This is a genomic window from Nostoc sp. ChiSLP03a, assembly GCF_034531215.2.
Taxonomy (GTDB): Bacteria; Cyanobacteriota; Cyanobacteriia; order Cyanobacteriales; family Nostocaceae; genus Nostoc.
In genome coordinates, this window is the sequence record NZ_JAVRBQ020000185.1 from 63249 (window position 1) to 77188 (window position 13940).

At 40.2% G+C, this 13940-nt stretch carries 12 protein-coding genes and 1 pseudogene; 6 read left to right on the plus strand and 7 right to left on the minus strand.

The window, feature by feature from the left end:
* The first annotated feature begins 118 nt into the window (after positions 1-118).
* From RMY32_RS31175 to RMY32_RS31190, 4 genes are all read left to right on the plus strand, one after another.
* Positions 119-685 carry an HD domain-containing protein gene (locus RMY32_RS31175; RefSeq protein ID WP_322690545.1) on the plus strand — a complete coding sequence of 189 codons (567 nt, stop codon included), beginning with the start codon at positions 119-121 and terminating at the stop codon, positions 683-685.
* Positions 686-869: 184 nt separating this feature from the next.
* On the plus strand, positions 870-1406 hold the full coding sequence (locus RMY32_RS31180) for a hypothetical protein (protein WP_322713527.1): 537 nt from the start codon (positions 870-872) through the stop codon (positions 1404-1406).
* Positions 1407-1427: 21 nt separating this feature from the next.
* Complete coding sequence (locus RMY32_RS31185) at positions 1428-2264, plus strand: protein-glutamate O-methyltransferase CheR (protein WP_322684009.1); 837 nt, start codon at positions 1428-1430, stop codon at positions 2262-2264.
* A 201-nt stretch (positions 2265-2465) separates the two neighbouring features.
* Positions 2466-3245, plus strand: coding sequence for a hypothetical protein (locus RMY32_RS31190; RefSeq protein WP_322713528.1), 780 nt, complete (start codon positions 2466-2468; stop codon positions 3243-3245).
* Positions 3246-3410: 165 nt separating this feature from the next.
* Here RMY32_RS31190 and truB read toward each other — a convergent pair whose 3' ends face one another.
* A complete protein-coding gene (gene truB / locus RMY32_RS31195) occupies positions 3411-4295 on the minus strand; it encodes a tRNA pseudouridine(55) synthase TruB (RefSeq protein ID WP_322713529.1) in 885 nt (294 codons plus the stop codon).
* 418 nt (positions 4296-4713) lie between these two features.
* Between truB and RMY32_RS31200 the strand changes: the two genes are divergently transcribed.
* Entirely contained in the window at positions 4714-5220 is a 507-nt protein-coding gene (locus RMY32_RS31200; RefSeq protein ID WP_322713530.1) for a hypothetical protein, read from the plus strand.
* A gap of 182 nt (positions 5221-5402) precedes the next feature.
* On the opposite strand, the gene RMY32_RS31205 is transcribed toward RMY32_RS31200, so the two are convergent.
* From RMY32_RS31205 to RMY32_RS31215, 3 genes are all read right to left on the minus strand, one after another.
* Positions 5403-7154 (minus strand): ATP-binding protein, encoded by a 1752-nt coding sequence (locus RMY32_RS31205; RefSeq protein WP_322713531.1) that lies wholly within the window; start codon positions 7152-7154, stop codon positions 5403-5405.
* A gap of 279 nt (positions 7155-7433) precedes the next feature.
* Entirely contained in the window at positions 7434-7907 is a 474-nt protein-coding gene (locus RMY32_RS31210) for a response regulator (RefSeq protein ID WP_322671192.1), read from the minus strand.
* A gap of 52 nt (positions 7908-7959) precedes the next feature.
* On the minus strand, positions 7960-10290 hold the full coding sequence (locus tag RMY32_RS31215; RefSeq protein ID WP_322713532.1) for an ATP-binding protein: 2331 nt from the start codon (positions 10288-10290) through the stop codon (positions 7960-7962).
* Between the two features lie 131 nt (positions 10291-10421).
* Here RMY32_RS31215 and RMY32_RS31220 point away from each other — a divergent pair, with 131 nt between their 5' ends.
* Positions 10422-10595: a hypothetical protein gene (locus RMY32_RS31220; protein ID WP_322713533.1), complete on the plus strand. Its 174-nt coding sequence runs from the start codon at positions 10422-10424 to the stop codon at positions 10593-10595.
* A gap of 46 nt (positions 10596-10641) precedes the next feature.
* Here the strand turns inward: RMY32_RS31220 and RMY32_RS31225 are convergent, their stop codons facing one another.
* From RMY32_RS31225 to RMY32_RS31235, 3 genes and pseudogenes are all read right to left on the minus strand, one after another.
* The gene (locus tag RMY32_RS31225) at positions 10642-12417 is read right to left on the minus strand and encodes an alpha/beta hydrolase (protein ID WP_322713534.1); all 1776 of its coding nucleotides are present in this window, start codon (positions 12415-12417) and stop codon (positions 10642-10644) included.
* 511 nt (positions 12418-12928) lie between these two features.
* A complete protein-coding gene (locus RMY32_RS31230) occupies positions 12929-13816 on the minus strand; it encodes a DMT family transporter (RefSeq protein WP_322713535.1) in 888 nt (295 codons plus the stop codon).
* A gap of 5 nt (positions 13817-13821) precedes the next feature.
* Positions 13822-13940, minus strand: a pseudogene (locus tag RMY32_RS31235) (IS630 family transposase); the annotation flags it as partial.

The window sequence follows — 13940 nt, forward strand, 5'->3', positions numbered from 1 at the left end:
TCATATACTACTTTTATCCTTTACTGCCTCTGCACTTGGAGCGATTTGTTATAAAATTGACACAAACCCAATATTTCAGTTGAGTTATTCTGACTGCTAAAACTTTTTTATTTATACAATGCTCTCAGAACGTTTTACCGCAGCCCTGATCTACGCCACCCAACTACACGCTAACCAAGTTCGTAAAGGTTCAGGTGTCCCTTATGTTGCCCATTTATTAGGTGTCACCAGTATTGCTTTAGAATACGGGGCAAATGAAGATGAAGCGATCGCAGCTCTGTTACACGATGCGATCGAAGATCAAGGCGGTGCTGCAACACGAGAAGAAATTCGCCGTCGCTTTGGTGACAATGTAACGGCAATTGTAGATGGTTGTACTGACGCTGATACAACTCCAAAACCCCCTTGGCGACAGCGTAAGGAGGCATACATTGCTCATATTCCTACAGCTTCCCCATCAGTACTGCTGGTGTCATCCGCTGATAAACTTTACAATGCCCAGTCTATTCTCAAAGATTATCGCATTTTGGGCGAATCACTTTGGGAACGTTTTCATGGGCGTAAAGAAGGTACTCTTTGGTATTATCGGGCGCTTTTAGAGGCTTTTAAAAAGACTGAAAGCACTGTCATAATTGAGGAATTAGAACGGGTGATTTCGGAAATTGAAGTCTTAGCATCTACATAAATCTTTTATTTACCCAAAAGTAAATAAAAGATTTATTAGAACTAAACAAACGGATTTTTTACAAACACGATATAGTCATGTTTCTTACGAATAAATTTTGGCTTTTAGGTTCTCTCTCTAGATAAAAAACCTTTCTCTCGGCAGATAGGTGTACTGATATTATTATGACTGGTATGTTACCAATATGACGATAGTAAGACAAAACACCCTAAATCCAACTGTAAATCCTTCAGTAAATCCTCCAGAAAACTTGCCAGAAAAGTATGCAGAAGCAGAGCGGATGCGTGATGTTCTGCTTTTACTGCAAAACTTGATTAACAGTGAAGAAGCTACTGTAAAACTAATTCTGGATTGTCTTTATGATGTTGGTTCAGTCAATTTGATTAATCAAAAGCTTCGCCTGAAACCCTTAAACAGGGTGATGAAATTAATTGCCCGAATGTCTAAACCAGTTTTTAGAATCATAGCTTTAAATTGGTTTAAAAAGAACTGTCCGCAACTGATTACTAATTGGCTACACACGCAAGTCTCGTTTGAAAATCCCCAAAAGACACCCGAACAAGTAGCTATTGAAGTTGTACAACTAGAACCATATTCCATCCCACAAAGAGAAAGCCTGAGCCAAGAGATAAAAAATCTGCGCTATCAGGTTAGATGGCTAGCTGGAATTTCAATAATTGCGATTGCTGTTTTAGTCATAAAAGCCACTTGGTTAAACTGAAACCGATGAATTATGAATATCATGCCTCTGCCCAAACCGATCTTAGAGGACATAGAAATACACCTACTCTTGGAAGGTGTGTATCAGTACTACGGTTATGACTTTCGCAATTATGCTCTTTCATCACTCAAGCGCCGTATTCAGGGCTTCATGCAATTAGAAGGGGTAGCAAATATTTCTGCATTGCAAGAGCGATTACTACATAATCGCGCTTATTTAGAAAGATTTTTGCTGGCTCTGACGGTGAATGTCACATCAATGTTTCGCGATCCCAGCTTTTATAATACCTTCAGAAATCAGGTTATTCCCTTCTTACAAACCTATCCGTTTATTCGGATCTGGCACGCTGGATGTTCAACTGGTGAAGAAGTCTATTCAATGGCAATTTTACTGCAAGAAGAAGGACTTTATCACCGTTGCCGCATATATGCCACTGATACGAATGAGAAGGTATTACAAAATGCCAAAAGTGGGATTTTCTCGCTGAAAATGATGCAGGAATATACTCACTTGTATTTAAAAGCAGGTGGCAAAAAATCTTTCTCAGAATATTATACAGCAGCTTATGACAATGCTATTTTTCGAGCGTCCCTAAGAGAAAATGTTGTTTTTGCCCAGCACAATTTAGCCACTGATAGTTCTTTTAATGAGTTTAATGTGATTCTTTGTCGTAATGTCCTGATATATTTTAATCAGGCACTTCAGAAACGCGTACACGAACTGTTTTATAATAGCCTTTGCACCTTTGGTATCTTAGGTTTAGGAAGACAAGAATCTATCAGGTTCACTTCTTATGAGCCTTACTACGAAGAGTTAGTCAAGGGAGAGAAAATATATAGAAAAATAGCAGGTAAGTGAAAAGAATGCTTTAAATGGGTAATTGAATTATAAATTATGAATTATCCTAAAATAACTAATAACCAATACCCCTAAAATTAGGAATAAAATTGCGCTCGTTGTCAAAAGACAGTCTGTCAAACATTTTTTATTGTGTTCAAAAGATAGATTTAACGCTCTCTTAAGGTAAATTACACATTAAAGTCTTAAAGGAGATTGTCGATGCAACTTCTCGAATGTCCTCCTGTTGCAGTCATTGCTGGAGAAAATGCGGTTCATGTTTCTCAACTACCTTCTATATGGCAAGACATTGCTAGAGGAACCACGAGTGTCGGACTTTCCCAGCCCCAAAGCTATGTTGAGATGGCACAGCTTTTTTTGTATAAATTAGAACGTGGTGATGTTGATTTATTTAGCGATCGCCCCCAACTAGCTCACCTAATACCATCATTTTCTCAGCTATTTGCACAACTAGCATGGGAAACCTTAGAGTTTTTTGGGCAAAACTTTCTCAAACACAGCTATCCGAACTTTGCAGAAATTCTTTGCGATCTGGAGTCAAAAGGAATCGATTACGCTGATGAAGTAAAAGTGGCTCGCATCGGCATAGATTTATTTAATGAATTTGGTTATGAACTACCTGCTAGCTTTTATCACGTGCATTTAGCCCCAATTTACCGCGATCATGTTTTTGAAGAACGTGCTTTGCGATTCGATCGACGCGATATCGAACACAAACGTGCTTGGGATGCCATACTCCATGCAGGTAAGGTATTTGCTATTCAAATGAAGGTGCAAAGTATTGCCTCTAAATACGGTTTTACTTATCAGCATGGCTGCGGTTGCAACTCTCATCTATCTTCCATTGATGTATCTCGTGGCGCGTTTGAATATGAATTGAGTCTCGACAAGCGTCAGCGATGGATTCGCAGTTTCATCTGGACTGCTTGGTATGAGTATGCCTTCTTTGCGATCGTACCTAATACGAGTTATTTGGTTTAACAAGAAAGAATTCAGGAGTCAGGAGCCAGAATTCAGAATTGAATTGTTTGCGACTATTGTCTCGTTCCCAGTCGGAGACTGGGAATGCTGTCCTAGAGGCTCCGCCTCCCCTGCTGGCGGCAGAATGTCTCCAGTTCCACTCCTAAATTCTGACTCCTGAATTCTTCAAGAAATCGCCTCAAAAACCATTTGCGGAATCAACACTTCATCTTGTAATTGTCCAATACCTAAAAAGCGAGTCTCTTCTTGATAAACTCGCACTATCCCAGTAACATCAGAGTTCAGAGAAACTCGCTGACCTTGACACCATTTTTGAGCAGGTATTGCTGGTAAAGTCACAGACAACAAATGTTGTAACGCTGCATCAGGGGCAAGAGGTTGAAACGTCCCGCCTTGCAATTTAGCTTCTAAGTCGGAAAAAGTGAGACTATCGGTTAAATCGAAACCACTGCTTTGGGTACGGATCAAAGCGGCAAGAGTGCCACCAGTTTCTAAGATTGCACCTAAGTCACGAGCGATCGCTCTAATATATGTACCAGAACCACAGGCGATCGCCACATCCAATTCGGGAAAATCTCCTTCTCTCCAATCCAAAATATCTATCTGAAAAATTTCCACTGTTCGCACTGGAACTTCCACTATTTCACCTTTACGTGCTAAGTCGTAGAGACGTTTTCCATCCACTTGAATTGCACTATAACTCGGTGGTATTTGCTCAATCTTGCCTTCAAATTTTGCCAGTGCAGTTTTCACCTCTGCCAAACTCAATCCAGCACAAGCTTGAGAACTAATGATTTCACCTTCTAAATCATCGGTTGTAGTCCGCACGCCCAGGCGAATCGTAGCCTTATAAGCTTTGTTTTCTGGCAGATATTGCAATAATCTTGTGGCTTTACCAAGTGCGATCGGTAAAACGCCTGTTGCTGCTGGATCTAAGGTTCCCGCATGTCCTACACGTTTGAGGCGCAACAGTTTTCGCACCCGCGCTACACAGTCGTGGGAAGTCCAGCCAAATGGTTTGTTTAAGTTGAGAAAACCTTGAAATAACACAAAATCAATACTAACAGCTTATAAATTCTATTAAATACTGATTTAATGCTCAAAGCATTAATATTTAGCAATCAAAGTTTATCAAAACAGAATTCAGGAGTCAGAATTATTCTGACCAAAAAAACGGATAGCGAGTCGTAGAGAGCGTCTTGATTCTGCATTCTTCTTCAATTAAGCATTATTTTATCAGGATCAAGACATTCTCTAAGCACTTTGCCGAATAATATCCAAAAATTGCAGATAACGCCGAGTATTTTCCGCAAATATCACGATGTCATTTATAACTTCCAAGACATAAAACTGTAATATCAAGAAAGTTCAAAGAAAACTTAATAAAAGTTTTGATTGTCAATCAAAGATTTTACCTGTAGCGCTTTGAGCAAAACAACTATCAATAGTTTTTACGAACATAAATTAAATGAAAAAATCAATTTTCACTACTACATTGCTTTTTTGCTCTATGTTGATTATGAGTTGTAGTAACTCAAACAATAGTGCTTCTCAAGAGAATAAAGCTAATCCAGCAAATACTACAACAGCTACCCAAGTTAATTCTGAATCTATTTCTGTAAATCAAGTAAAACTAGAGAACAGCAAAAAAACTATTAAGTCAGCATCAACTGAAAAAACATCTGCTAAAAAAAATCAATCCAAAGAAATTAAAAATAATAATCCAAGTTCTGGTACTATCAAAGATATGCAAAACGGAGACTTGAAATGCTACGTTACTGTTGTCGATGAAAATGGCAAAGTATATGAAGGTGTTGGTGCAGTCTTTGAAGTTTGCGAACCAGATAAATACGTCAACAAAAAAGTAAAAATGTCTTATTCTCTAGAGAACGTCAGTGATTGCCAAAGTTCTGAGCCTTGCGGAAAAACAATCAAAGAATGGTTAATTAGCAAGATAGAAATTGAAGAGCAATAATTACAATATGTTTTTTAAAATTATCTAAATCAACGTGAGTTCGATGTACCTCTCCCGGACAACCTCCCTCTCCCACGGAGAAAGGGAGGAGCAACCAGAAATAGGGTTTTGGCTCCCCTCTCCGACACGGAGAGGGGTTGGGGGAGAAGTCAAAAAAGGGGGTTTGTCGAACTCACGTAAAATCAAGTGGATGATGGAGATAATTGACCAGTTGGGGATATTTTCGGTAAGCTAACTGTAACTTTAGTTCCTTGCCCCACTTCACTTGACAAAGTAATATTACCACTATGTAACTCAACACAAGCTTTAGCGATCGCTAGCCCTAAGCCTGTACCAGGAATTGTGTCAACGTTACTTCCACGGCTGAAGGATTGAAACAAATTTTCTCGATCTGCCATCGGGATGCCAATTCCCCAATCTTTGATGTAAAAAATTGCTTCTGATTCTTTGCCGATCAGGTGGAATTCTACACTACCTCCATCTGGAGAGTACTTAATTGCATTGGACATTAAGTTAATAAAAATTTGTTGCAAAAGTCCGCGATCGCCCCAAAATCCATGATGATTACCAGTAATTTTAAAAATCAATTCGTGGCGATCGCCTACTGTTTCTCGCTCTTGTTCTAAAAGGTCAGAAAAAAATTGCAGTAAATCGACTGAGATTGGTTGAAACTTGGGTTTTTCCAGTTCAAGTTGGTTAACCAGAAGCATATTATCCACAAGTTTGGACATATACCTTGCTTTCTGTTCAATGATTCCCAAGAACCGCTCTTGTTTAGACTCATCTAATTGCTGGCTATGTTTTACCAAAGTTGATGCCGCAGCCAGAATTGAAGTTAGCGGCGTTCGATACTCATGGGAAACCGTTGTAATTATTTGGGATTTAAATACATTGAGTTGCTTTTCTTTGGCAAGGGCTGCTTGAGTTTGGGCTAACAATTCTGCCTGTTGAATAGCGATCGCTAACTGTACTGATACTTCATTAAGCATTTCTGCATCATCAGTTTGCCACTGTCGCTCCCCGGAATTATGGTGAGCAATCAATAAACCCCAAAGCTTGGGTGTTGGGTTCCCATTGTTGCTCAGATTAATCGGAACTACCAGATTTGCCTTACTATTAAATTGCTCTTTTATGCTGACACAATTACACAAACCAAGCTCATAGATATAAGGCATTGGGGATTGGGAATTAGGCACGAAAGGCAGAGGGGCGGAGGGGCAGAGGGGCAGAGGGGAAAGACCTACTGCAACTTCTCCTCTGCTCCCCTGCTCCCCTGCTCCCCTGCTCCCCTGCTCCCCAGTCCCAGCCCCAACGCGATCGCACAATGCTACAGTGCTGTATGACTCAATTGATGAGGCGACTATTTTACCACCTGTATCTGGGGCAAACTGATAAACCATCACGCGATCGCACTTTAGAAGTTGCTGAACCTCAGCTACAGCCGTATTCAAAATTTGCTCTAGATTAAGAGACTGGCGAATTCGTAAAGCAGTTGTGGCAATTAGGCGTTGTCTCTCCTGAGTTTTGAGCAGTTGGGCTTGCAAGCACGACTGCTTAATGGCGTTGCGGACTGCTAGTTGCAGCACATCCTGTGTCAGATTTTGCTTGACTAAGTAATCCAAAGCACCCCGTTTCATTACCTGCACAGCGATTTCTTCATCACCGCGCCCTGTCAACATAATCACGGGGACAGAAGTCTTAAATATCTCCTGCTGGATGCGATCGAAAAATTCTAACCCACTCATATCAGGTAGGCAAAAATCCAGCAAAATGACATCGCAGCGTACTTTTTGGCACAAAGCAAGTCCTTCTTCTGCACAGTCTGCCTCTAAAATCTGGTAGGACTGGTGCGGATCTTTCAAAAGATATCGACGATAGATTTTCCGATCTGCGGCACAATCATCGATGATAAGTAGCGTCCATGTGTCCAACATAAGGTTATGAGGATCAGGGAGCTATATAGATCCCTTTTATCCAGATTGTGTTTTCTTGCATAATTCTAAAAATAATATAAAATAAGTGTAAATAAAATCTAAATTCTTTAGTAATCCTAAAGAAATACCAAATAGTTAAAAAATAGAAAAATCGGGAAAAGGAATCTAACACAGACAAACAGACACAGTGACTCAAAGAGGAAAATGTCTCTGTGTCCTCTGAGCCGTCTCCTTTATTATCCTTTTTTCCTACTGCTAGATCGACAAAAAATAAATAAATTAATCCAACACAGGCGGCGTATTAGCTTCAAGCCAGTAATCTACAAATGCCTGGATCGTCTTTTTTAGTTCTTGAGCATCCATCGGTTTTACCAGATACCCATTTGCGCCCTTTTGGTAGCACAATTCAATATCCTTGGGGTTAGATGATGTGGTAAAAACAACGATGGGGATTCCCTTGAAACTCTTATCCTGCTTGAGCCGATCTAAAATGTCACGCCCATCAATACCTGGCAAGTTGAGATCGAGCAAGATTACAGAGGGTCGTAATGCTACTTTTGAGTTGGGTAGGTCTTCGTCCTTAGCGTAGGCATCGTTTCCCTGTTGATAAAGGAACTCTAAAACCTCATCCCCATTCGTACAACGGTGTATGGGATTCTGGACAGACATACGCCGCATCAGACGTTGCAGCATCCGAAAATCTTCATTGCTGTCCTCAACAACGAGCAGCGGTTCATGAAGTTTTTTTGTCATTCGTGGTCTTAAAAGAGCTTAACAAAAATATATATTTAGTCATTATCTTAAACTATTCCAGCGTAAAATAAAAAATTGAGCCAACGCCTACAGTAGATTTCACCCAAATTTGACCGTTATGAAGCTCAACAATCTTCTTAACAATAGCTAGTCCTGCACCTGCTCCTCCACCGTACTTTTGCTGGGAATGGAGCCGCTTAAATAATCTAAAGATAGTTTCTAGGTGATGCTGTGGAATTCCAATGCCGTTATCTCGGACATAAAATATTGGGCATTGGGCATGGGGCATGGGGCATTGGGTATGAGTTATTCCCCTTGTCTCCCCCTGCTCCTCTGCTCCCCTGCCCCTCTGCCGCTCTGCCTCTTGTTGAGAAAAGTAGCCAATCTCAACCCATTGCTCTGTCTTATCGTTATATTTGAACGCATTACCAAGCAGATTACTGAAGACTTCATTAACCAGGACTCGATCGCACAAAACTGTTGGTAAAGGTCGAGGAATGCGGATATCTACAAGCCCAGAGTCTTGGCGACTAGCACGAAAAATGTCGATTACTTGGTTGAGTAATTCGTTGAGGTCAGTTGCTTGCAAACGCAGTTGTGCTTGTCCTAACTGCGATAACCGCAGCAAAGCATTAATCAGAGTTTCCATGCGTACAGACAAGGATACTACTGTTTGCAAGCACTCAATTCCATCATCATCTAATACTTGGGCATAGTCTTCTAGCAACACCGTTGAGAAGTTATAAATGCCCCGCAAAGGTTCCTTGAGGTCATGGGAAGCGGCATAGGCAAAGGATGCTAGTTCTTGATTGCTACGCTCTAACTCCAGGTTGATTTTAGCTAATTCATCCGCTTTCGAGAGTACGATACCAACGATCGCATTATTCAAAGCGATCGCACTGTCAAGTTCGCAAGGTTTCCAAGGTAGAGAAGTTAATCTAACCGTTTCTTGCCATTGTTCAAAGGATTTTCGAGGAGACAGGGTATAGCTACCGTCTGCCTGTGCTTGCATGGATTCTTGTGGATTTCCTGCCCAGTGTACCGTTTGAATAACTTCAGGGCGAAACCAAAGGATGTAATAGTGCCGAATTTTAGAAATCCGCAGTAGCAACAAGCCACTAGCACTATCTTTAAATATCAGCGCCTCTGGGTAAAGCTTTGGCAGAGAATCAGTAGCAAACAGGTTGTCACTAACTTGGGTATTCGCCCATTCAATGAGTGCCCGAACTTCATCAATATTCGGTGTTGTTCCCACAAGGGTAATTTCATTATCCAGACAAACCGCCGCTCCTGAAGCACTAACAAGATCGAGCAAGCGGATTTCCGGTTTGATGAGGGCATCGATAAAATTGTCTGCTTGGGAAATAGATTCTAAAAACTCAGACTGTAGCGATTTGAGTTTTACTTTATAATCCCATTCCGAGTTACTAATTTTGTGTGCTAATTCTGAAGATGCAATCTGTCCCAAAAATTCGCACATCTTGCGGACTTCGTAAGAAATATACTTTGGTGTTTGATGGTGGCAGGATATTAATCCCCAAAGCTTCTGCTCTTGAATGATTGAAATCACCAAAAGAGCCTTCACCCCCATATTTTGATGATATTCAGTACAACACCAATCAAAACTCCGTAGCAGACAGTAGCTTAAGTCAAGATGCTGATGTGTTGTCGGATTTTCCGTTGGAACTAGTTTGACAGGTTCGGCAGTCAAATCGGGGAGAAATCTCAGAAAGCAACGCGTGTATAACTCCCTAGCCTGCGCTGGAATATCTGTAGCGGGATAGTGGAGTCCTAAATAAGGTGATAAATCTTCCCGTTTAACTTCTGCAACCACAGAACCCGCTTCTGACTCGTCAAATTGATAGACCATCACCCGGTCGAAACCGATGATTTTTTGAACTTCTTCAGCTACTAAATGCAAAAATTCTCCCAAATTGGATGTCCTTTGCATTTTAGCGATCGCTTCACTCGCAAAACTATGAAAGTTTAAGAAACTCATCTCAAATTCCGAGTCAGTTGGTTCTAGCTCCAGAATCACAGCTTCTTTTGTACGATGAGCAATAGCATCAAAGTATATTTCTCCATATAAAGTATTTATTAATACTTTAAACACATTAGCGCTGCCAACCTTTTTTACTAAGCACTGCTTGACAATTTCCACTGGCTGAGGTTCAAGTAAATAGCTCAAAGGTTTACCGAGCAACTCTTCTGGAGCTTTGTACAAATACACTTGGGTATTGTTGCTAACTTGCAGTATCTCTAGCTGATTACTAAGTGCTAGGAGAATGCCATGAGGTTGAATAGAGCCAGGTATGTGAATAGGTTTGCGATCGTGGTTAGTCAGGGCATTAGCTTGGGCTGTAGTATATTCCGGCTGGCTCATAAATTAACTTATGTAAAGCTAGTTTTAAAATAGCGTAATTAAATGTCATATTTCTTTAAAGTATATGCTGACAAGTATGAATGCGATCGCATCTATCTGTCTGCTTATGGTTTTTACACTAATTAAGGTAAGTGCAAATAACTAGAAGATGGTGTAGTGACGACGGAATGATAATCAGTGGCGTGGTGCTAGCCGATCGGATCAAATCACTAAACTGGAAAGTTAGAAAAGTTTTGTTTGTAGAAAAAGTTGAACAAAAGTTAATTGAAGAAGTGCAAGTAAGAATTGAGCCTCTAATTTTATAAAGGTGCAAATAAATTTTCCAGACGTAATGAATTACGTCTGTACAAATCAAATAAAAATCATCACATGCAGCAATGCAACACCAATATCCAACATCCAAAATCCGAAGCTGACTATGGTGTTGGGAACTTTTTTTTGAACGAGTTTGGCTGCTTTGATATCCAATAATTGTGCTAATTCAGTTGTATTCAATGACTTAACGAGACTCAAACCAAGAGGCTTACTAGAAATGCTGTGAGTGTAAGCGGCGTTTAGGTAGGGTGTGTATTGCGGCTTGCCTGCAATGTATGTTTGGAAGAAAGGTAAACTCAAAACATTCATGTAACAACGCGCTTGAGAAGCATCGCCAATCATATCAGCAGGTAATGCTACTTGTTGATTTGCAGGGTTTGCATTGCCAATGGTGGAGAAGTGTGTGCCACCTTCAAGCGTGACGAGATACTTTTGAGGATTCATTAACCAGGAAAAAGGTAAAATTTGCTCGGATAAAGCTGGTGCAACAGTATCATCACTACTGCTGACAATCATCACTGGAGTTTTGATTTGACTTAAGCCAGCTTTGCCAAAAATTGAACTAGTAATAGGATTAACTGCGATCGCAGCTTTTACTCTCTCATCCCGCAGGTTATAATCTTTGCCAGACTTGCTGATGCTCAATTCTAAAGCGCGACACTGGAGCAGTAAAGACATATTCCAGGTATTTTGGAGTGCTGCTGGTTGACAGTCTTGTTTTAGCTGCTCAAAGTTGATTTTAGCGCCTGCTAGGGCTAAGGCTGTGTAGCCTCCCAAAGATTGACCAAATACTCCGACTTGTTGCAGATTTAGGCGACCTTTAAACCGTGAATCAGATTGATTATCTTTTTGCAATTGATTCAGTATATATGTTATGTCCAAAGGTCGGTTTTGAAATTCGCTTGGTTCTGCTACTTCAATAGCGCGTCCTTTTAACAGAGAACGTAATTGTTTCGCATCACTACCAGGGTGATTGGGAACAACGACAGCAAATCCGTAAGAAGCTAAGTGAGTGGCTAAATATTGAAAGTTACTGCTGTCTAAACCCAAGCCGTGAGAAATGACAATTACCGGTGCAGCCTTTTGGACATTGGGAATGTAAACATCAGTCAATAAAAGTCGATTGCGGGTTGAGTCGAAAAACTTCAGGATGTATTTTTGCGACTTAAATTTTCCCGGAACCTTTAAATCGGGCAATTGCGAGAAATTTGGTTGAGAAATGCTCTCAGCTTCTATTTTAGACTTTTGAGAAACAACTGCGATCGCTTGATGGGTTTGGTTAACAAGTTCCTCTAATTGTGTACCTATTTCCAAAGTCTCGGCGACATCAAGGCGAATGCTGCTGCTGGGATATTTACGCAACACATTTAAAAGTGTCAAGCCTCCCGATTCTCCAGAGGCTAAAATGAGCGCCGAACGCAAAGTACTCAATCCTGGTTCTGGCTGATTGGTTTTAATCACTTGCGCCAATCGATGCAGTAAAAATTCTCCTTGGGGTGTGTAGAGAAGTTGCGAAACTACTACCGGACTAACTTTCACACGATTAAGCAAAATCCGCCGCAATTCTTGAAACTGTTCTAAAGGCAGATATCGCTGATAGGCTGCTAAGTCTTCGTTAATTACACCTGTTTTGGCGTAGTTCTCTAAAGTCCTGACTGAAATGGAAAGCTCTAAAGCTGAATAAGATGCATAAATCCGCTCTGCTGCCAACACAGAATTACTAATTCCAAATATTGGCAGCACCATTGAAAGAACCAGCAATAAAGAATTTTTTCTGAGGGTGCTGGCCCAATTACCAAACAAACTATTCATCGCTCAACTGTTTCGGTGGTCTGGTTGTATCGCGTGTTGGCTTTGGTAGTTATTCGGGCGCCCTGCTTGGTTTACTTAAAGTTATTAGCCTCAATTTTCTCAAAACAGAATTTAGGAGTCAGTAGTGATAATTCAGGGTGAATTATGTATGACTTGCGAATGTAGCTGGCTTCAAATAATAGGTATAAATGGGTTGAAATTTTTCACCAAATCTGAGATTTAGTAGTCAAAAAAAGTAGCGATACCCAATGCCCTAGTAATTTCTTCTGACTCCTGAATTCTGATTTCTGAATTCTTTTGCAAGGATATTTCGGCTATAAAGTCAACAATCAAATCCTCCCAAGTCACGCAGATGAGTAAAGTATCTAGATGACTTCAGTAGTTTGCCTTCACTATTAAATCATAACAAATAAAAAATAGTCTGCCTCAGTATTTATGTTGTAGCTTTGAATATTGCACAAATTCACAAGATGAAAAATCTAGTAAAAATCCTGAAAAGCATGGCATTTAATCAGCTTTTCCCAAGTGTGATCGCTACTGAACCTGTAACTACTAAACCCGCTCCCAATATTGCTATAAAAGTGAAGTGTTCTGATGGTATCCAATCAGGTGCAATAACTGATACAATTGCGACTGCTATTAATGTCACAATGGGAGCTAAAGCTATTACTGCACTTACTCGTGATGCTTCCCAATGTTGTAATGATTCAGAAAAAGCACTGTAGGCAATTAAGGTATTCAAGGCACAAAAAATCAACATTCCTAAATGGAAAGTATCAAGTATAAAAAGTGATTTTACTTTTGCTAGAGGAGTGAATAATAAAGTACAACCTCCATAAATAACCAACATGATGCTGGTGGAAGATAAAGATTGTAATAACTGCTTTTGTGCCAAAGCATAAATAGCCCAAGCTGTCGCTCCTAGAGCGATTAAAACACTACCTAGTATATATGTGCCATGTGCTGTAATTAAATTCGTTAGTTGTTCGCGAAAAAATAAAAGATAACCACAAATCATGACACTAACGCCAATCCATTGAGACAGCCGATAACGTTCTTTAAAAATTACTGACCCTCCAAAACCTAATAAAAGGCTAGATAATTGAATCAGAACTTCAGCGTTAGCAGGCGATGTTAGTGCTAAACCTTGGATAAACGAAAAGTAATTAATCCCTAAAAATATTGTCGCGATCGCTAATAATTTTCCAGAAGCAGAGCGCAATTGTTCTAATTTTGGTAATTTGCCGCGTATCCCTAAATACAAAGCAAGCAGTAGAAATGATACCAAAAAGCGAAACCAAATTACGGTATAGACATTAAGTACTTGTAGAATTACTGCAAGAGCAATAGGTAAAATTCCCCATAAGAAGACTGTCAATAGCGATATAGCAACCGCCAAGGCGGTTAAGCCGCTGTGTGAAGCACAGCTTCCATCGCATCTCTCAGACAGCCAAATTGAATTATTTGCTTACGAATTCGGCTTTTTAACCATGACCAACATCGCTCAATTTTGTTAAGCTCGG